Annotated in this window: 19 protein-coding genes and 4 tRNA genes; 6 read left to right on the top strand and 17 right to left on the bottom strand. The window is 70.9% G+C overall.

Going from position 1 to position 18,596, the window contains the following annotated elements; genetic code table 11:
• Positions 1-12: 12 nt before the first annotated feature.
• From ACWGUG_RS08050 to pdxS, 8 genes are all read right to left on the bottom strand, one after another.
• Positions 13-471: a preprotein translocase subunit YajC gene (locus tag ACWGUG_RS08050; protein ID WP_336398006.1), complete on the bottom strand. Its 459-nt coding sequence runs from the start codon at positions 469-471 to the stop codon at positions 13-15.
• A gap of 85 nt (positions 472-556) precedes the next feature.
• The gene (gene ruvB, locus ACWGUG_RS08055; protein WP_336398007.1) at positions 557-1,585 is read right to left on the bottom strand and encodes a Holliday junction branch migration DNA helicase RuvB; all 1,029 of its coding nucleotides are present in this window, start codon (positions 1,583-1,585) and stop codon (positions 557-559) included.
• Positions 1,578-2,201, bottom strand: a complete 624-nt coding sequence (ruvA, locus tag ACWGUG_RS08060) for a Holliday junction branch migration protein RuvA (RefSeq protein WP_452324375.1) — start codon at positions 2,199-2,201, stop codon at positions 1,578-1,580. The genes ruvB and ruvA overlap by 8 nt, the downstream gene beginning before the upstream one ends.
• Before the next feature lie 61 nt (positions 2,202-2,262).
• Complete coding sequence (gene ruvC, locus ACWGUG_RS08065; RefSeq protein WP_452324376.1) at positions 2,263-2,835, bottom strand: crossover junction endodeoxyribonuclease RuvC; 573 nt, start codon at positions 2,833-2,835, stop codon at positions 2,263-2,265.
• 70 nt (positions 2,836-2,905) lie between these two features.
• The gene (locus ACWGUG_RS08070; protein WP_336398010.1) at positions 2,906-3,667 is read right to left on the bottom strand and encodes a YebC/PmpR family DNA-binding transcriptional regulator; all 762 of its coding nucleotides are present in this window, start codon (positions 3,665-3,667) and stop codon (positions 2,906-2,908) included.
• Positions 3,668-3,741: 74 nt separating this feature from the next.
• On the bottom strand, positions 3,742-4,263 hold the full coding sequence (locus tag ACWGUG_RS08075) for a hypothetical protein (protein WP_336398011.1): 522 nt from the start codon (positions 4,261-4,263) through the stop codon (positions 3,742-3,744).
• A gap of 36 nt (positions 4,264-4,299) precedes the next feature.
• Entirely contained in the window at positions 4,300-4,905 is a 606-nt protein-coding gene (gene pdxT / locus ACWGUG_RS08080; RefSeq protein WP_336398063.1) for a pyridoxal 5'-phosphate synthase glutaminase subunit PdxT, read from the bottom strand.
• Positions 4,899-5,789, bottom strand: a complete 891-nt coding sequence (gene pdxS / locus ACWGUG_RS08085) for a pyridoxal 5'-phosphate synthase lyase subunit PdxS (RefSeq protein WP_336398012.1) — start codon at positions 5,787-5,789, stop codon at positions 4,899-4,901. Before pdxS ends, pdxT begins: the two co-directional genes overlap by 7 nt.
• Positions 5,790-5,917: 128 nt before the next feature.
• On the opposite strand from pdxS, the gene ACWGUG_RS08090 reads away from it, so the two are divergent.
• On the top strand, positions 5,918-7,261 hold the full coding sequence (locus ACWGUG_RS08090) for an aminotransferase class I/II-fold pyridoxal phosphate-dependent enzyme (protein WP_336398013.1): 1,344 nt from the start codon (positions 5,918-5,920) through the stop codon (positions 7,259-7,261).
• A gap of 7 nt (positions 7,262-7,268) precedes the next feature.
• The gene (gene pdxY, locus ACWGUG_RS08095; RefSeq protein WP_452324377.1) at positions 7,269-8,120 is read left to right on the top strand and encodes a pyridoxal kinase PdxY; all 852 of its coding nucleotides are present in this window, start codon (positions 7,269-7,271) and stop codon (positions 8,118-8,120) included.
• Between the two features lie 15 nt (positions 8,121-8,135).
• Here pdxY and ACWGUG_RS08100 read toward each other — a convergent pair whose 3' ends face one another.
• Positions 8,136-8,663: an HIT family protein gene (locus ACWGUG_RS08100; protein WP_336398064.1), complete on the bottom strand. Its 528-nt coding sequence runs from the start codon at positions 8,661-8,663 to the stop codon at positions 8,136-8,138.
• Between the two features lie 53 nt (positions 8,664-8,716).
• On the bottom strand, positions 8,717-10,714 hold the full coding sequence (gene thrS, locus ACWGUG_RS08105; RefSeq protein ID WP_452324378.1) for a threonine--tRNA ligase: 1,998 nt from the start codon (positions 10,712-10,714) through the stop codon (positions 8,717-8,719).
• Positions 10,715-11,020: 306 nt separating this feature from the next.
• On the opposite strand from thrS, the gene ACWGUG_RS08110 reads away from it, so the two are divergent.
• Positions 11,021-12,094: an alpha/beta fold hydrolase gene (locus ACWGUG_RS08110; protein WP_378880870.1), complete on the top strand. Its 1,074-nt coding sequence runs from the start codon at positions 11,021-11,023 to the stop codon at positions 12,092-12,094.
• Between the two features lie 63 nt (positions 12,095-12,157).
• Here the strand turns inward: ACWGUG_RS08110 and ACWGUG_RS08115 are convergent.
• The 3 genes from ACWGUG_RS08115 to ACWGUG_RS08125 form a co-directional block, all read right to left on the bottom strand.
• Positions 12,158-12,232: transfer RNA gene (locus ACWGUG_RS08115), tRNA-Val, on the bottom strand.
• 27 nt (positions 12,233-12,259) lie between these two features.
• A tRNA-Cys gene (locus ACWGUG_RS08120) sits at positions 12,260-12,333 on the bottom strand.
• A 53-nt stretch (positions 12,334-12,386) separates the two neighbouring features.
• Positions 12,387-12,459 (bottom strand) — tRNA-Gly (locus tag ACWGUG_RS08125).
• A 156-nt stretch (positions 12,460-12,615) separates the two neighbouring features.
• Here ACWGUG_RS08125 and ACWGUG_RS08130 point away from each other — a divergent pair.
• Positions 12,616-12,691, top strand: a tRNA-Val gene (locus ACWGUG_RS08130).
• 48 nt (positions 12,692-12,739) lie between these two features.
• Here the strand turns inward: ACWGUG_RS08130 and ACWGUG_RS08135 are convergent.
• The 3 genes from ACWGUG_RS08135 to zapE form a co-directional block, all read right to left on the bottom strand.
• Positions 12,740-13,258: a type II toxin-antitoxin system PemK/MazF family toxin gene (locus tag ACWGUG_RS08135; RefSeq protein WP_378880873.1), complete on the bottom strand. Its 519-nt coding sequence runs from the start codon at positions 13,256-13,258 to the stop codon at positions 12,740-12,742.
• A 92-nt stretch (positions 13,259-13,350) separates the two neighbouring features.
• A complete protein-coding gene (locus ACWGUG_RS08140; protein WP_336398018.1) occupies positions 13,351-14,619 on the bottom strand; it encodes an ammonium transporter in 1,269 nt (422 codons plus the stop codon).
• A gap of 163 nt (positions 14,620-14,782) precedes the next feature.
• Entirely contained in the window at positions 14,783-15,811 is a 1,029-nt protein-coding gene (gene zapE / locus ACWGUG_RS08145; protein ID WP_336398019.1) for a cell division protein ZapE, read from the bottom strand.
• Positions 15,812-15,958: 147 nt separating this feature from the next.
• On the opposite strand from zapE, the gene ACWGUG_RS08150 reads away from it, so the two are divergent.
• Together ACWGUG_RS08150 and ACWGUG_RS08155 are read left to right on the top strand one after the other, a co-directional pair.
• Positions 15,959-16,864: a sulfurtransferase gene (locus ACWGUG_RS08150; protein WP_452324379.1), complete on the top strand. Its 906-nt coding sequence runs from the start codon at positions 15,959-15,961 to the stop codon at positions 16,862-16,864.
• A gap of 43 nt (positions 16,865-16,907) precedes the next feature.
• A complete protein-coding gene (locus tag ACWGUG_RS08155; RefSeq protein WP_452324380.1) occupies positions 16,908-17,348 on the top strand; it encodes a SufE family protein in 441 nt (146 codons plus the stop codon).
• A gap of 14 nt (positions 17,349-17,362) precedes the next feature.
• Here the strand turns inward: ACWGUG_RS08155 and ACWGUG_RS08160 are convergent, their stop codons facing one another.
• A complete protein-coding gene (locus tag ACWGUG_RS08160; RefSeq protein ID WP_336398022.1) occupies positions 17,363-18,592 on the bottom strand; it encodes an alpha/beta hydrolase in 1,230 nt (409 codons plus the stop codon).
• Positions 18,593-18,596 lie beyond the last annotated feature (4 nt).

Below are 18,596 nucleotides of genomic sequence, written 5' to 3' on the forward strand. Positions count from 1 at the left end.
GGAGGAGGGGCGTCAGCCCTGCGACTTGGTGCCGGGCTCGGTGTCGGGGTCGGCCTTCGTGTTGCCGGTGGCGGCCTGGTCGTCGCTGATCGAGCTGATGTCGCCGTTGGCGACGCCCTCGGCGTACTCGGCGTGGCTCTCCTCGGCCGCGAGGTACTCGTCCTCGCTGACGGCGCCGACGGTGGGGTTCACGATGCGCAGGATCGCCTGGCTGTGCACCTTGATCTGCACGCCCGGGGCCAGCTCGACGATGGCGGGCTGGTCGAGGTTGTCGGCGTCGTACGAGACGATCGTGCCGTACAGGCCGCCCTGCAGGAGCACCTCAGCGCCGGGGACGGTCTGGCGGGCCTTCTCCTCCTGCTCCAGCTTCTGCTTCTGCATCCGGCGGCGCGAGCTCCAGAACATGAAGACGAGGAGTCCGACCAGCAGGATGATGAGGCCGTAATTGCTCAGGAACGTAGCGAGGTCCATGGAGGCGGGAGCACCTTTCGGTTAAGGCGTGCGCGCCAGCGGCGGCACTGCCTTGCAGGAGGGGGTGGGCGAAAGCCTCCAGCGATTATAGGTCATCGAATCGGAGCGCCGAGTCTGCGAGGGGCACCCCCAGGTGGGCATACGCCTCCGGCATCGCGATGCGTCCGCGCGGTGTGCGGCCCATGAAGCCGATGCGGACCAGGTACGGCTCCACCACCGACTCGATCGTGTCGGGCTCCTCGCCCACCGCGACGGAGAGGGTGCCCAGGCCCACGGGACCGCCGCGGAACCGCCGCACGAGCGCGTCGAGGACGGCGCGGTCCAGGCGGTCCAGCCCGATGGCGTCGACGTCGTAGAGGTCCAGAGCGGCGTCGACGGTGGCGATGTCGGCGCCGCGACGGTTGCCGTGCACCACGAGGTAGTCGCGCACGCGACGCAGCAGGCGGTTGGCGATGCGCGGCGTCCCCCGGGACCGGCGGGCGATCTCGGCGCGGGCCGCCGGCGGCAGCGAGACGCCGAGCATGGCCGCCGAGCGCTCGATGACGCGCTCGAGCTCTTCCGGCTCGTAGTACTCCAGATGCGCGGTGAATCCGAAGCGGTCGCGCAGCGGATTGGGCAGCAGCCCCGACCGCGTCGTCGCGCCGACCAGCGTGAAGGGGGCGAGGTCGAGCGGGATGCTGGTCGCACCGGCGCCCTTGCCGACCATGATGTCGATGCGGAAGTCCTCCATCGCGAGGTACAGCATCTCCTCCGCCGAGCGCGCCATGCGGTGCACCTCGTCGATGAAGAGCACCTCTCCCGGCGTCAGGCTCGACAGCAGCGCCGCCAGGTCGCCGGCGTGCTGGATCGCCGGACCGCTGGACAGCCGCAGCGGCCGTTCGCTCTCGTGCGCGACGATCATCGCGAGCGTCGTCTTGCCGAGGCCCGGGGGTCCGGAGAGCAGGATGTGGTCGGCGGGGCGCTGCTGGATGCGCGCGGCGTCCAGCAGCAGCTGCATCTGACCGCGCACCTTCTGCTGTCCGACGAATTCGGCGAGCGAGCCGGGGCGCAGCGCGCCCTCGATCGCGAGCTCGGCCTCGTCGACCGGCTCGGTCGCCTCGCGCACCTCAGCCACCGACCGGCTCCTTCCGCGCGGGCCCGAGGGTCGCCAGGGTCAGTCGCAGCAGGGCGGGGACCGAGGAGCGGTCCCTGTCGGAGGCGTCGGCGGCGACGAGGTCCACCGCTTCGGCTGCCACGCGCTCAGACCACCCCAGCCCGACGAGCGCCTGCACGACCTGCGCCGGGATCGCCGCGGCGGCGCCTGCGCCGCCGGCGGGGCCGGCGGGCCTGGTGACGGCGATCTTCCCCGCCAGCTGCACCACGATGAGCTTCGCGGTCTTGGGGCCGATCCCCGACACGCGGCGGAACGGCGCGTCGTCGTCGGCGGCGACCGCGTCGGCGATCTGCGGGACGGTCAGGGTGGACAGCACCCCGAGCGCCGACTTCGGTCCGACGCCCGTGACGCCCAGCAGAAGCCCGAACACGCCCAGCTCTTCGCGGGACTCGAACCCGAACAGCGACAGCGCGTCCTCGCGGACGATCAGCGACGTGTGCAGCGTGAGGGTGTCGCCGACCTGCGTCATGCGTGCCACCTGCGGCGTCACGGCCACGTGGAGGCCGACTCCGCCGACTTCGACGACGACCGCGTCCGCGTCGACGTGCACGGCCGTGCCGCGGACTGAGGAGATCATGCTCCGAGCCTACGGTGCGGTTCGCACGTTTGTTCGAGCGACACGCTCTGCGGCGCACCGCTCACTTCCGGGCGAGACGCTCGGCATCGGCCCATGCGCGCTGCGCCGGTGTGAGGGGCTCGGAGGGCGACCCGGTCGCGGGGGCTCCGCGCCACGCGTGGCAGAGCGCGAGGGCGAGCGCGTCGGCGGCGTCGGCGGGTCTCGGCAGCTCGTCGAGCCGCAGCACGCGCGCCACCATGGTCTGCACCTGCCGCTTGTCGGCGTTCCCGTACCCGGTGATCGCCGCCTTGACCTCCGACGGCGTGTGCGTCGCCGCCGCGAGTCCGCGTTCCCCGGCGACCAGGAGCGCGATGCCGCTCGCCTGCGCGGTGCCCATCACCGTGGCGCGGTTGTGCTGTGCGAACACGCGCTCCACCGCGACGACGTGGGGCTCGTGCGCGTCGAGCACCGCACGCAGACCCGTCGCGATCAGTGCGAGCCGCTCCTCGATCGGGGCGCTCGGGTCGGACCGCACGACGCCGACGTGCACGAGCGTCGCGGAGCGGTCGGGACGCACGTCGACGACGCCGACGCCGCAGCGCGTGAGGCCCGGGTCGATGCCGAGCACGCGCAGAGGACCACGGGAGGACGCCACTCCCCCACGTTAGGCCAGGCGGACGGATGCCCCGCCCAGGCGCGCCTGGGCGGGGCATCCGGAGCGATCGTCAGTCCTCGTCGTCCTCGAGCTCCGCCTGCACCTCGGGCGTGAGGTCGAAGTTGCTGTAGACGTTCTGCACGTCGTCGCTGTCCTCGAGGGCGTCGATGAGGCGGAAGACCTTGCGCGCCGTCTCGGCGTCCACCTCGACCTTGAGATTGGGGACGAACTCGACGTCGGCCGACTCGTAGTCGATGCCCGCCTCCTGCAGCGCGGTGCGCACCGTGACGAGGTCGGATGCCTCGGTGATGACCTCGAAGCCCTGGGCGTGGGGCTCGACCTCCTCCGCGCCGGCCTCCAGGACCGCCATCATGACGTCGTCCTCGGTGGTCGACTCGCCGCCGACGACGATCACGCCCTTGCGGGTGAAGTTGTACGCGACGCTGCCCGGGTCGGCGAGCGTGCCCCCGTTGCGGGTGAGCGCGGTGCGCACCTCGGCGGCCGCGCGGTTCTTGTTGTCGGTGAGGCACTCGATCAGGAGGGCGACGCCGGAGGGGCCGTACCCCTCGTACATGATCGAGGAGTACTCGACCGACTCCCCGCCGATGCCGGCGCCGCGCTTGATGGCGCGGTCGATGTTGTCCTTGGGGACCGACGTCTTCTTCGCCTTCAGCACGGCGTCGAACAGGGTCGGGTTGCCCGCCAGGTCGGGACCGCCGAGCTTCGCGGCGACCTCGATGTTCTTGATGAGCTTGGCCCACGACTTCGCACGGCGCGCGTCGATGACCGCCTTCTTGTGCTTGGTCGTCGCCCACTTGGAATGCCCGGACATGGTCCTCCTGAATCACGCTCGTCGGCGGCCGGCGCTTCGATCGCGGCGCCACGACGGACTAGTTTATCCCCGCGTCACAGGGCGAACTCGAACCCGAAGCGCGACGACAGCAGCGCCACGAGGTCTCGCGGCACCTTCGTGAGATAGGCGGGGGCTGGGGCGAGCCTGTCCGCCGAGCCGATGAACGGGAAGTACACCGGACCCTCGGTCAGCTGCTCGACCCGATCGCGGACGGCGACGATCTCGGCGCCCACGCGCCGCAGGCGGGGAAGGGTGATCGGCGAGGCGAGGCGCAGCGTGTCGCTGATGGGCATGCGCCAGTGGCGCAGCTCGTCGCCGCGCCGTGAGCGGGTCTCCTCGCCGAGCGGGCCGAGCACGCGACCCCACGCGGCGATGCCGGGAACCGGCAGCGTGCGATCCCACACGAAGAGCGTGTCACCGGGCTCGGTGAACCCGACGAGCTCGTGGGACCACTCGAAGCGGCGGTCGTCGGCCGCCTTCGGAGCCGTCAGCGCGTCGCCGACGACGCCGCGCGACGGGGCGATCATCCAGTAGCGCTCCTCCGGGTGCTCGCGCCACCAGTCGTTGATCGTCATGGATCAGAATCTACCCCGGGAGGCGGATCCGGCCGGTCAGCCGACGCGCTCGCGGACCATGTCGAGGAACAGCGCGTGGAACCGCTGCTCCCCGCCGACCTCCGGGTGGAAGGACGTGCCCAGGAGCGCTCCCTGGCGGACGGCCACCACGCGTCCGTCGGCGAGCGCGGCCAGGCGCTCCACGCCCTCCCCCGCCTGCTCCACGAGCGGCGCGCGGATGAACACCGCGTGCACCGGGGGGCGGCCGAGCACGGGGACGTCCAGATCCACCTCGAACGAGTCCACCTGGCTGCCGAAGGCGTTGCGGCGCACCGTCACGTCGAGGCCGCCGAAGGTCTGCTGACCCTCGATCCCGTCCGTGATCCGGTCGGCGAGGAGGATCAGGCCGGCGCAGGTCCCGTAGACGGGCATCCCCTCCGCGATCGCGGCGCGCACCGGGTCGCGCATCCCGAACGCGCGGGCGAGCTTGTCGATGACGCTCGACTCGCCGCCCGGGAGGACGAGGCCGTCCACCTGGGCGAGCTCCTCGGGGCGTCGGACCGTCGCGACCTCGGCCCCGAGGTCCGAGAGCACGCGCACGTGCTCACGGACGTCGCCCTGCAGCGCGAGGACGCCGACCCGGGGTCGCGGCCTCGTCACCAGCCGCGCTCGGCGAGCCGATGCGGCGCGGCGAGGTCGGCGACGTTGATGCCCACCATCGCCTCGCCGAGTCCGCGGGACACGTCGGCGATCACCGTGGGGTCGTCGTAGAAGGTGGTGGCCTTCACGATCGCCGCCGCGCGCTCGGCGGGGTTCCCCGACTTGAAGATCCCCGAGCCGACGAAGACGCCGTCGGCGCCCAGCTGCATCATCATCGCCGCGTCGGCGGGCGTGGCGACGCCCCCGGCGACGAAGAGGACGACGGGGAGCTTGCCCGTCTCGGCGATCTCGGCGACCAGCTCGTACGGCGCCTGGAGCTCCTTGGCCGCGACGTACAGCTCGTCCTTGGTCATCGACCGCAGGACGTTGATCTCCGAGCTGATCTTGCGGATGTGCTTGGTCGCCTCCGACACGTCTCCGGTGCCGGCCTCGCCCTTGGAGCGGATCATCGCCGCACCCTCGTTGATGCGGCGCAGCGCCTCGCCGAGGTTGGTCGCGCCGCACACGAACGGGACGGTGAACTTCCACTTGTCGATGTGGTTGACGTAGTCGGCGGGCGAGAGCACCTCGGACTCGTCGATGTAGTCCACGCCGAGCTCCTGCAGCACCTGCGCCTCGACGAAGTGGCCGATGCGGGCCTTGGCCATCACCGGGATCGAGACCGACGCGATGATGTCGTCGATGAGGTCGGGGTCGCTCATGCGGGCGACGCCCCCCTGCGCGCGGATGTCGGCCGGCACGCGCTCGAGCGCCATGACCGCGACGGCGCCCGCGTCCTCGGCGATCTTCGCCTGTTCGGCAGTGACGACGTCCATGATGACGCCGCCCTTGAGCATCTCGGCGAGTCCGCGCTTGACGCGGTCGGTTCCCGTGTCGGCAGTGGTCACGAGCGTTCCCTTCGTTCGGCGCGGTGCGCGCAGCGGTGAGGACAAATGCGGGTATTGGCCTAGGCCAAAAGATAGCATGAGCTGGGCCCTACACTCATCCGAAGACGGCCGCTGAAGGGGGATGCGCAATGGACCTGGACATCCGCGGCAGGTCGGCGTCCGAGATCGCCGACAGCCTGCGTGCCCTGATCGAGCGCGGCGACCTTCGCCCCGGGCAGGCGATCCCGCCCGTCCGCGCCCTGGCAGACGGGCTGGGGGTCAACCGCAACACGGTCGTCGCTGCCTATCGCCAGCTCACGCAGGCCGGCGTCATCGTGACGCGCGGCCGCGGCGGCACGCGCGTGGCCGACCCCGCCCCCGTCGCCCAGGAGGGCTTCGCCGCCGGCAGCGTGCTGCGCGACGTCGGCACGGGCAACCCCGACCCCGACCTGATCCCCGACCCGTCGTCCGCATTGGCGAGCGTGGCCGGGCGGCCCGTCCTGTACGGCGAGCCGGTGATCGACCCCGCCCTGGAGGAATGGGCGCGGGAGTGGATGCGGCAGGACCTGGCACCCGCCGCGGACATGCGGCTGACGATCACCAGCGGCGCGGCCGACGCCGTCGAGCGCCTGCTCGCCCAGGCGCTCACGCGGGACGACGCCGTGGCGCTCGAGGACCCCTGCTTCCTCACCAGCATCCACACCGTCCGCATCGGCGGGTACCGCGCCGTCCCGGTCCCCGTCGACGACGAGGGCATGACGGTCGAGGGACTGCGGGCGGCGCTCGACCAGGGCGTCCGCGCCGTCGTCCACACGCCGCGGGCGCAGAACCCCACCGGGGCGAGTCTCTCGAAGCGTCGCGCCGAGCAGCTGCGGGCGGTGCTGCGCGACCACCCGTACGTCCTCGTCATCGAGGACGACCACTTCTCGCTGCTGTCGCGGCAGCCGTTCCACTCCCTCGTCGCGGCGGGCCACCGACGGTGGGCGCTGGTCAGGTCGGTGTCGAAGTTCCTGGGTCCCGACATGTGCCTGGCGGTGACGGCATCCGATCCCGAGACGGCCGAGCGGCTCGCGATGCGGCTCACTCCCGGCACGACCTGGGTCAGCCACCTGCTCCAGCGGCTCACGCTCGCTCTGGTGAAGGATGCCGCGACCATGGCGGCCATCGAGCGCGCGGGCGCTCACTACGCGGCGCGCAACGCGGCGTTCGTGCAGCGCCTGTCGGCGCAGGGCGTGCCGGCGGGCGCCGGTGACGGGCTGAACCTGTGGATCGCGCTCCCCGTGCCGGCGCGGGCGGTCTCGGAGCAGCTGATGCGCCGCGGGTGGCTCGCCCGGCCCGGCGACGAGTTCGTGCTGGCCGAGGCGGGCCCGTCGCACCGCCTGCGGCTCACGGTGCACGATCTGGACGACCCCGACGCCGACCGGCTCGCCGCCGACGTCGCCGCCGCCGTGCGAGCGGCCGGTGGACGGCTCGTCACGCGCGAAGTGGCATGATCGAGCGGTGAAGATCCTCTCGATCCAGTCCGCGGTCGCCTACGGTCATGTCGGCAACTCCGCCGCCGTCTTCCCGCTCCAGCGCATCGGCGTCGAGGTCATGCCGGTCTACACGGTGAACTTCTCCAATCACACCGGCTACGGCGCATGGCGCGGCCCCCTCATCAGCCCGGACGACGTGCGCGAGGTCATCACGGGCATCGAGGAGCGCGGCGCGTTCCCGGAGATCGACGTCGTGCTCTCGGGGTACCAGGGCGGCGAGGGCATCGCCGACGTGATCCTCGACGCCGTCGCACGGGTCAAGCAGGCCAACCCCGAGGCCGTCTACGCGTGCGACCCGGTGATGGGCAACGCGAAGTCGGGCTGCTTCGTCGCGCCGGCCATCCCCGTGCTGCTGCGGGAGCGCGTGGTCCCCGCCGCCGACATCATCACCCCGAACCAGTTCGAGCTCGGCTTCCTGACCGGCACCGAGCCCGCCGACCTCGCATCGACGCTCGCCTCGGCAGACCTCGCCCGGGCGATGGGCCCCGGAACGGTGCTGGTCACGAGCGTCGAACGGCCCGATCGCCCGGAGGGGACGATCGAGATGCTCGCCGTGACCGATGACGGCGCCTGGATCGTGCAGACGCCCCACATCCCGATGAAGGCGAACGGATCGGGCGACGTCACGGCCGCCCTCTTCACCGCGCACTACCGCCGCACCGGCGACGCGGCCGATGCGCTCGCCCGCACCACATCGAGCGTGTTCGACCTCCTCGAGCGCACGCACGCGTCGGGCGAGCGCGAGCTGCAGCTCGTCGAGTCGCAGGAGGCCTACGCCCACCCGCGTCTGCAGTTCGAGGTCACGCGGGTCTGCTGATCGCATCGACTCCGGTCAGGCGCTCCAGGCGTCGGCCACCGCGCGGCGCACGTCGCCCAGCAGCTGGGGCAGCGCCTTGGTCTTCGCGATGATCGGGAAGAAGTTCGCGTCCGCGGCCCAGCGGGGCACGATGTGCTGGTGCAGGTGCTCGTCCACGCCCGCGCCGGCGACGTGCCCCTGGTTCATGCCGATGTTGAAGCCGTCGCAGCGCGACACCTGACGGAGCACGCGCATGCCCTGCTGGGTCAGGAGGCCGATCTCGGCGACCTCCTCGTCCGTCGCCTGGTCGTAGGTCGCGATATGGCGATACGGGCAGATCAGCAGATGGCCCGAGTTGTACGGGAAGAGGTTCAGCAGCGCGTACGCCGTCCTCCCGCGGAAGACGATGAGGCCGTCCTCGTCGGACCGGCGGGGCGCCTCGCAGAACGGGCACTCCTGCCGCAGCACCTCGGGACCTGCCTGGATGTACGCCATGCGGTGCGGGGTCCACAGCCGCTGGAACTGGTCGGGCACCCCCGGGAGCGTCGCGGCGTCGACGAGCACCGGGTCCGGGGCATCCGTTCCCGGAGTCCCCGGACCGGGCTCGCCGACGTCCGTCACGAAAAGTCCTCCGCCGTGTTCACCAGGGCATGCGAGGCGATCGCGTCGCGGACGCGGCGGACGGCGTCGGCGATCGGCACGCCGTTCTCCTGCGAGCCGTCGCGGAAGCGGAACGACACGGTGCCGGCGGACTGGTCCTGCGCGCCCGCGATCAGCTGCAGCGGCACCTTCTGGGTGGTGTGGGTGCGGATCTTCTTCTGCATGCGGTCGTCGGAGTGGTCGAGCTCGGCGCGCACTCCCGCTGCCCTCAGCTGCGCGATGACGTCGCCGAGGTAGTCGGCGAAGTCCTCGGCGACGGGGATGCCGACCACCTGCACGGGCGCGAGCCACACCGGGAACGCGCCGGCGTAGTGCTCGAGCAGGATCGCGAAGAACCGCTCGATCGAGCCGAAGAGCGCCCGGTGGATCATGATCGGCCGCTTCTTCTGGCCGTCGCGATCGGTGTACTCCAGCTCGAACCGCTCCGGCAGGTTCGGGTCGACCTGGACGGTGGACAGCTGCCAGGTGCGGCCGATCGCGTCACGCGTCTTGAGGTCGATCTTCGGACCGTAGAAGGCCGCCTCGCCCGGGACCTCGGTGAGCTTCAGGCCGCTCGCGAGGGCGACGTTGCGAAGCGCGTCGGTCGAGTGCTCCCAGAACTCGTCCGAGCCGATCCACTTCTCCTTCTCGTCGTCGCGCATCGACAGCTCGAGCTCGAAGTCCTCGAGGCCGAAGTCGCGGAGCATCGAGATGACGAACTCCAGGACGCGGGTCGCCTCCTCCTCCAGCTGCTCCGGAGTGACGAACAGGTGCGAGTCGTCCTGGGTGAAGCCGCGCACCCGGGTGAGGCCGTGCAGCGCGCCCGAGAGCTCGTTGCGGTACACCGTGCCGTTCTCGGCCAGCCGCATGGGCAGGTCGCGATAGCTGCGCGCGCGCTCCTTGTAGATGAGGATGTGCATCGGGCAGTTCATCGGCTTCAGGTAGTAGTCCTGGCCGTGCTTGGTGATCTCGCCCTGCTCGTCGCGCTCCTCGTCGAGGTGGATGGGCGGGAACATCCCCTCCTTGTAGGTGACGAGGTGGTTGGACTGCAGGAACAGGTCCTGCTTGGAGATGTGGGGCGTGTAGACGTAGGTGTAGCCGCCCTCGATGTGGCGCCGGCGCGCGTGCTGCTCCATCTCGCCGCGCACCACGCCGCCGCGCGGGTGCCAGACCGACAGGCCCGATCCGATCTCGTCCGGGAACGAGAACAGGTCCAGCTCCTTGCCGAGCTTGCGGTGGTCGCGCTTCGCGGCCTCCTCGAGGCGCGTCTGGTAGGCGCGCAGCTCGTCCTTGGTCGGCCAGGCGGTGCCGTAGATGCGCTGCAGCTGGGGGTTCTTCTCGCTGCCGCGCCAGTATGCACCCGCGATCCGCTGGAGCGCCCACCCGTTGCCGATCATGCGGGTGTTGGGCAGATGCGGTCCGCGGCAGAGGTCCTTCCACACGGTCTGGCCGTCGCGGTCGACGTTGTCGTAGATCGTCAGCTCGCCCGCGCCGACCTCGACGGAGGCGCCCTCGGCCTTGTCGGCGGCGCCGCCGCCCTTCAGGTCGATGAGCTCGAGCTTGAACGGCTCGTCGACGAGCTCGACGCGCGCCTCCTCCTCGGTCACGACACGGCGCACGAAGCGCTGGCCCTCGCGGACGATGCGCTGCATCTCCTTGTCGATGGCCTTGATGTCCTCGGGGGTGAAGGGATGCTCGACGCCGAAGTCGTAGTAGAAGCCGTCGGTCACCGGCGGGCCGATGCCGAGGTTCGCCTGCGGGTGGATGCGCTGGACGGCCTGCGCGAGGACGTGGGCCGTCGAATGGCGCAGGATCGCCAGGCCGTCGGGGCTGTCGATGGTGACGGGCTCCACGGCATCCGCCTGCTCCACCACCGTCGCGAGGTCTTTCAGCTCACCGTTGACGCGGAGGGCGACCACGGAGCGATCGGGGAACAGGGCGAAGCCGTCGGCGGGATAGGACACAGCGTCAGTCACGGAAACTCTCCAGGGAATGGCTCGGATCAAGGCTACTCAGCTTCGGGCGCACGACACGCCCCGCCCGCTCAGGCGCCGAGCGTTCGCGTGTCGGTCTCGAGTGCCGCAGCGGCGGCCGACCAGACGAGTTCCACGCTCCGAGTCTAGTCAGCCGACGGCGGCGCCCGTGCCCGCCGGACGGCGGCCGATGTGGACGAGCTCGTGGCGGGGCCGCGCTGCGGGCAATAGGCTGACGGCGTCGTCGCATGCGGTGCGGAAGCCGCCCGGCGTGCGGCGACACGCGCACCGCGACCACTGGGGGTCGACATGAGCGAGGGCGATGTCCTGCCGGCGGCGACCGGCGATCGGATCAGGCGGAGGCTCCGCTGCGGTGAGCCGGTGATCCACGGGTTCGACGCGGCCGACGGCGTGGCGCTGCGGCTCACGCGGTTCCGGGGCGGGCGCAGGGGACCTGTCGTGCTCTCCCCCGGCTTCGGGACGTCGGCGCTGGCCTACACGCTCGACACGACCGAGACCAACCTCCCCGAGCACCTCTACGAGCGCGGCTACGACGTGTGGGTGCTGGACTATCGCGCGAGCCCCGCCCTGGCGTCGGCGAGCTCGCAGTTCACGCTGGACGACATCGCGCGGTTCGACTACCCGGCCGCCGTGCAGAAGGTCCGAGACGTCAGCGGCGCCGAGTCGGTGCAGATCGTCGCGCACTGCGTCGGATCGCTCACCCTGCTGATGTCGCTCGGGCTGGGCCTGCGCGGCGTGCGGTCGGCGGTGGCCTCGCAGGTGACGCTCCACCCGCGCGCGGGCGCGCTCAACGAGTTCCGCGCCGGCATCTACACGGGCAACGTCCTCCAGGCGCTCGGCGTCGACACGCTGACCACCGAGCCCGCCGACGATCCGTCGTGGGCCGAGTCGCTCTACGACCGTGCCCTGGCGCTGTATCCCGCGGGCGAGGAGCCGTGCGACAGGCCGTTCTGCCGCCGGGTGATGTTCATCTACGGCGAGGTCTACGACCACGACCGCCTCAACGAGGCGACGCACGATCACCTGCATGAGGCGTTCGGGGTGGCCAATCTGACGGCGCTCACCCACATCACGAAGATCCTCCGCGAGGACCATGCCGTGAGCATGGACGGCGAGCACGACTACCTCGACGACGTCTCCGGCCTGCGCGTCCCGATCGCGTTCGTCCACGGCGAGGCCAATCGCCTCTTCCTGCCGGAGGGCAGCCGGATCACGTACGAGCACCTGCGGGAGGTCAACGGCGACGGGTACTACACGCGGCACGTGATCCCCGGCTACGCCCACATGGACTGCTTCATCGGGACGGATGCCGCGCGCGATGTCTACCCGGTCCTCACCGCTGAGCTGGACCGGTACAACTGACCGATCGAGCACGGCCGGCATGGCGAGGAACGAAGAAACCCCCGGGGATCCGGGGGTTTCCAGTGGTGGGCGATACTGGGATCGAACCAGTGACCTCTTCCGTGTCAGGGAAGCGCGCTACCGCTGCGCCAATCGCCCGAGTCGAACTCCGGTCGGGACCGGGAGTGGAGGTGGCGACGGGATTCGAACCCGTGTAAACGGCTTTGCAGGCCGGTGCCTAGCCGCTCGGCCACGCCACCGCGTGTGGTTTGACCCCACGTGCCGTGATCCCTGGAGGGGATCCCTGCACTCGAGCGGATGACGAGACTCGAACTCGCGACCCTCACCTTGGCAAGGTGATGCGCTACCAACTGCGCTACATCCGCATTTCGCTTCCGGGATTCGCACCCCGGGCACTTGAACGACTTTAGCCGATCCTCGCCGTCATGCAAAACCGGACGGACCCCGCGCGTGTCACACGGATGTGGTTCGAGGCGCGCTTCGCCATCCGGTAGGATCGTTACTCGTCCCCCTCGGGGTACGGGCGATTGGCGCAGTTGGTAGCGCGCTTCCTTCACACGGAAGAGGTCATCAGTTCGAGTCTGGTATCGCCCACCACGACGAATGAGGCCGGCCACGTCAGTGGCCGGCCTCTTCTGCATCCGGTCAGTCGTCAATCGCCCAGCCGTAGCGGCGGTGGAGCGCGTCGGCGACCCGCATGAAGCGCTCGAGATCGAGGGCGGATGCCTCACGCCGCAGTCCCTCGCGATGCACGCTGTAGATCTGGTCGATGTCGACCCACGACGGCCTGCCGCGCGCGTCCCACTCCCCCGCGCCCAGGGGGAGGAAGTCGCGGTCGCCGTCGTGGGCCTTGCTGGTGAGCTTGACGGCGTAGACGCGTTCGGAATCCTGCCTTCCGATGACGAGCACGGGACGGTCCTTGCCACGCCCGTCGTTCTCGACGTACGGCACCCAGGTCCAGACGACCTCTCCGGCGTCCGGCTCGCCGTCGCGGTCGGGGGCGTACGCGATCCGCAGCGCGCTCCGGCCCGGTGGCGGCACCTCGATCGTGGCGGTCGCGCCGGCGTGCGACGCGGCGGGGACCGCCGGCGCTGCGGACCGCCGCGGCCGCAGAATGCCGCTCAGGACGCCGAGCAGACCTCTTCGCTGTGTCACACGCGTCATCCTACGAGGCGCGTCGGGCCGCCCCGGCGCGCCGAAGGGGCGCCGCGGTCGGGGGGAGACCGCGGCGCCCCTTCGGCGCTGTGCGAAGAGCGTCAGGCGCGAGTGCCCTCCAGGACGTATCCCTCTTCGCCGTGCACGACGGTGTCGATGCCGGCGACCTCGTCCTCGTTCTTGACGCGGAAGCCGATCGTCTTCTCGATGACCAGGCCGATGCCGAAGGCCAGGGCGAACGAGTACACGAGGACGGCGATCGCGGCGATGGCCTGCACGAGCAGCTGCGTGAACGAGCCGCTGTAGATGAGGCCGGTGCCGTTGGCGAAGAAGCCGAGGTACAGCGTTCCGATGAGGCCGCCGACGAGGTGGATGCCCACGACGTCGAGCGAGTCGTCGAAGCCCCACTTGTACTTGAGCTCGATCGCGAGGGCGCAGACGGCGCCGGCGACGAGGCCGAGCACGATCGCCCAGATCGGGGTCACCGACGCGCACGCCGGGGTGATGGCGACCAGACCCGCGACGGCGCCGGAGGCGGCACCGACCGAGGTGGGCTTGCCGTCCTTCAGCTTCTCGACCACGAGCCAGGCCAGGAGGGCCGCGGCGGGGGCGGCGATCGTGTTGACGAACGCGAGGGCCGCGGTGCCGTCGGCGGCGAGCTCCGAGCCGGCGTTGAAGCCGAACCAGCCGAACCACAGCAGGCCGGCGCCCAGGAGCACGAACGGCGGGTTGTGCGGGACGTGGACGCCCTTCTGGAAGCCGACGCGCTTGCCGAGCACCAGGGCGAGCGCGAGAGCGGCCGCGCCGGCGTTGATGTGGACGGCCGTGCCGCCCGCGAAGTCGATCGCGCCGACTCCGAACCACTCCTGCATGCCGTAGGTGATCCAGCCGCCGTAGGCGAAGCTCCCATCCTCGGCGAGGCCGAAGTTGAACACCCAGCTGGCGACCGGGAAGTAGACGATCGTGGCCCAGATGGCCGCGAAGATCATCCACGATCCGAACTTGGCGCGGTCGGCGATGGCGCCCGACACCAGAGCGACCGTGAGGATCGCGAAGGTGGCCTGGAACGCGACGAAGGCCAGCGGCGGGTATGCCGCGCCCTCCGGCACCTCGAGGAGGCTGGTCAGTCCGATGGCCGACCAGTCGATCGACCACGGGGCGACGAGGCCCTCAGCGCCGGGGAAGGCGATGGCGTAGCCGTAGACGACCCACAGCACGCCGATGAGGCCGAGTGCGCCGAAGCTGAGCATCATCATGCTGATGACGCTCTTGGCCTTCACCAGGCCGCCGTAGAAGAACGCGAGACCGGGCGTCATCAACAAGACGAGCGCGGCCGCTATGAGCATGAATGCGGTGTTGCCTTGATCCATCTCGGTGGAGAACCTCTCTGCGGGGGACGCAGCTGAAAGCGTCGGGTTCCCTCAGTGTGTCGACCGTCCGTTTCGGCAGCGGGACGACCCGTGTTTCTCCTTCGTTACGGAGCCGCCCCGCACGTAAACATCGTGTTTCGGGGCTCCGAGGACCCGCCGGGAATCAGGCGAGGGTCGACGCGACCAGGCGGGAGATCGCCCGGAGATACTTCTTGCGGTACCCCCCGGCGAGCATCTCCTCCGGGAAGACGAGGTCCAGCGACGTCCCCGTCGCCCGGATCGGCAGCTGCGCGTCGTACACGCGGTCGATGAAGGCGACGAAGCGCAGCGCCGCGGACTGGTCCGTGAAGGGTTCGACGTCGCGCAGTCCGACCATCGAGAGCCCCTCGATCAGGCGGATGTAGCGAGACGGGTGCACGCGGGCGAGGTGGCTTACGAGGTCGTCGAACGCATCGTCGGAGACGAGGCTCGTGGCCGCGGCATCCGCGATCGCCGCGTCGTACTGCGGGCGCTCGAGCACCATCGCGTGGCCGTCGACGGCGCGGTGACGGTAGTCCGTCCCGTCGATGCGCACCGTATGGAAGCTCGCCGCCATGGCGTGGATCTCGCGCAGGAAGTCCTGCGCGGCGAACCGCCCCTCCCCGAGCGCGTTGGGAGGGGTGTTGGATGTCGCCGCCAGACGCGTCCCGGAGGCGACGAGCTCGCCCAGCAGCCGGGTCATCACCATCGTGTCACCGGGGTCGTCCAGCTCGAACTCGTCGATGCACAGCAGATCCGAGCCGCGGAACAGCTCGACGGTGTTCTGGTAGCCGAGCGCGCCCACGAGCGCCGTGTACTCGATGAACGACCCGAAGTACTTCCGCCGCGCGGGCAGCGCGTGGTACACCGCGGCCAGGAGGTGGGTCTTGCCCACGCCGAAGCCGCCGTCGAGGTACACGCCCGGCTTGACCTCCGGCCGCTTCGCGCGACGGAAGAGCCCGCCCTTGACGGGTGCCGCGGTTCCGGTGAACGCCAGGAGCAGGTCCTTCGCCTCCTGCTGCGAGGGATATGCGGGATCGGCCCGGTAGGTGTCGAAAGTCGCGTCGGCGAACTGCGGCGGCGGCACGAGGGCGGCGACCATCTCGGCACCGGCGAGCTGCGGGGTCCGCTCTGCGAGGTGGACGACGCCGGAGCGGGTGGCGGAGACGGTCATGCGGATCCTCGGTGGAAGTGGACGGCGCGTTACAGCAGGGCTGTGCTCGCCCGCCCGGGAATCTAGGGTCGAAGGCGACGGTTCAACCCTAACCGCCGCCCGCGGGCGCCGACGCGTGCCCGCACCCCGCCGACATCAGGAGACGCCATGCCCGTCGAGACCGACACCTCGTCCGAGAAGTTCGCCGAGTACGCCCAGCCCGGACGGCTCGTCACCGGCGAGTGGCTCGAGGCCCGGCTGGGCCGGCCGGGGCTCGTCGTCGTCGAATCCGACGAGGACGTGCTGCTGTACGAGACGGGGCACATCCCCGGTGCCGTCAAGGTGGACTGGCACACCGAGCTCAACGACCCCGTGGTGCGCGACTACGTCGACGGCGAGGGTTTCGCCGCGCTGCTCGGCCGCAAGGGGATCTCCCGCGATGACACGGTGGTGATCTACGGGGACAAGAACAACTGGTGGGCAGCCTACGCGCTGTGGGTCTTCTCCCTCTTCGGGCACGAGGACGTCCGGCTCCTCGACGGCGGCCGTGACAAGTGGATCGCCGAGGGCCGCCCGATGACGACCGAGGTGCCCAAGCCCGCGCCCACGCGCTACCCGGTCGTCGAGCGCGACGACTCGGTGCTGCGCGCATACAAGGAGGACGTCCTCGCACACCTCGGCAGCGGTCCGCTCATCGATGTGCGCTCCCCTGAGGAGTACGACGGCTCGCGCACCACTGCCCCGGCCTACCCCGAGGAGAGCGCCCTGCGCGCCGGGCACATCCCCACGGCGAGGAGCGTCCCGTGGGGACGCGCCGTCGCCGAGGACGGCGGCTTCAAGAGCCGCGCCGAGCTCGACGCGATCTACCGGGGCGAGGTCGGGCTGAAAGACGACGATGCGATCGTCGCCTACTGCCGGATCGGCGAGCGGTCCAGCCACACCTGGTTCGTGCTCAGGCATCTCCTGGGCTTCGACGACGTGCGCAACTACGACGGGTCCTGGACGGAGTGGGGCAGCGCGGTGCGTGTGCCGATCGTCGCGGGAGCCGAGCCCGGCGACGCCCCCCGCCGGTGACCGGCCGGGTCCCTCGCCATTCGGGCGTGGGATGATGGCGGGGATGACCGACACCGCCCTGCCCGAGCGCCTCGCCGAGATCCGCGACGAGTTCCTGGAGCTGCCCGAAGCCGACCGGCTGCAGCTGCTCCTGGAGTACTCGTACGAGCTGCCCGCCGTGCCGGCGGAGTACGAAGGCCACCCCGAGCTCTACGAGCGCGTCGTCGAGTGCCAGTCCCCCGTCTTCATCGTCGTGGACGTCGACGGCGACGGCACCGTGGCCATGCACGCGACGGCGCCGCCCGAGGCGCCGACGACGCGCGGCTTCGCCAGCATCCTGGCCCAGGGCCTCACCGGGCTGACAGCCGGCGAGGTCCTCGCGGTGCCGGGCGACTATCCCCAGACGCTGGGGCTCACCCGCGTCGTGTCGCCGCTGCGGATCTCGGGCATGACGGGCATGCTGCTGCGCGCGCAGCGGCAGGTGCGCGCCAAAGCGGCCGCCTGACCCGCGCGCACTCCTCAGTCAGGCAGGAGGCCCTGCGCTGCGAGCCACGAGCGGATGCTGTCGCTCCATCGCTCCTGGTCGTAGTTCCACAGCTTCGTGTGCCGCGCGACCTCGAACACCTGCATCTGGACGAGATCGGGGCGGGCGACGACGAGGTCGTGCGAGGCGTCCGAGGGGACGTAGCCGTCGTCGTCGCTGTGGAGGATGAGGATCGGATGCCGCAGCTCGCTCGCGCGCGACAGCACGTCGAGCTGGTCGAGGCGGATCGCCGCGCCGGTGCGGGTGAGCGGGGCCGCCCACTCCGTACGGAGCGCCTCCATCGCCAGACCCGTGATCGCGTCGGGCACGCGCTGCTCGCGCGCCTGGTACTTCAGCACGAGGCTCCAGTCCACGACGGGCGACTCGAGGATCAGGCCGGCGATCGCGTCGCGGTGTGCGGAGTTCAGGGCCAGCTGCAGCGCGATCGCTCCGCCCATCGACCAGCCCATGATCACGATCCGGCGGGCGCCGCGTCGCCGGGCGAACCCGACGGCGGCATCGACGTCGCGCCATTCCGTCGATCCCAGCCCGTAGGTGCCGCTGCGGCTGCGCGGCGCCTCACCGTCGTTGCGGTACGAGACCACGAGCGAGGTGATGCCGAGCCCGTGGAAGACGGGGACCGCGCGCAGGCACTCGGCGCGCGTCGTACCGCGCCCGTGCACCTGGATGACCCACGTCTCGCCGGAGCCCGCCGGGAAGAGCCACGCCGGGCACGGGCCGACGGTCGAGCCGATGAGCTCCGGGCTGAAGGGAAGGTGCAGCTGCTCGGGACGGTCGTAGTACCAGCCGCTGAAGGCCGCCTCGGGGGCGAGCTCGGCGTCGGAGCCGATATGGGTGAGCAGCTTGCGCTTGACGCTGGTGGCGTCCTCCGAGAGCACCGAGCCGAGCTTGATGTAGTCCGAGGTGCCCTTGGTGAACAGGCCGTAGCGCCCCGGAAGCGCGGTGTCGGGCGTCCGCGACAGCGTGATCGTCTGCGCGGCGGTGTCCAGGGCGAGGATGCGCGTGTCGGGCTCGCGCCGCGTCGGCGTGACGACGCGGCGGGCCATCAGGACGGACCCGGCGGCGAGGGCGCCGAGCGTCCCGGCCAGCGCGACGCTCAGCACCGTGAGCGCGGCTTTGACCCCGGCGACGTAGGCGGGTGTGCGGGGCCGGGTGGCGGAGCTGCGGGTTGCGCCGCCCATCGCGGCGCGCCTGAAGGCGACCATCGAG

It is taken from the genome of Microbacterium sp. NPDC055455 (genome assembly GCF_053619935.1).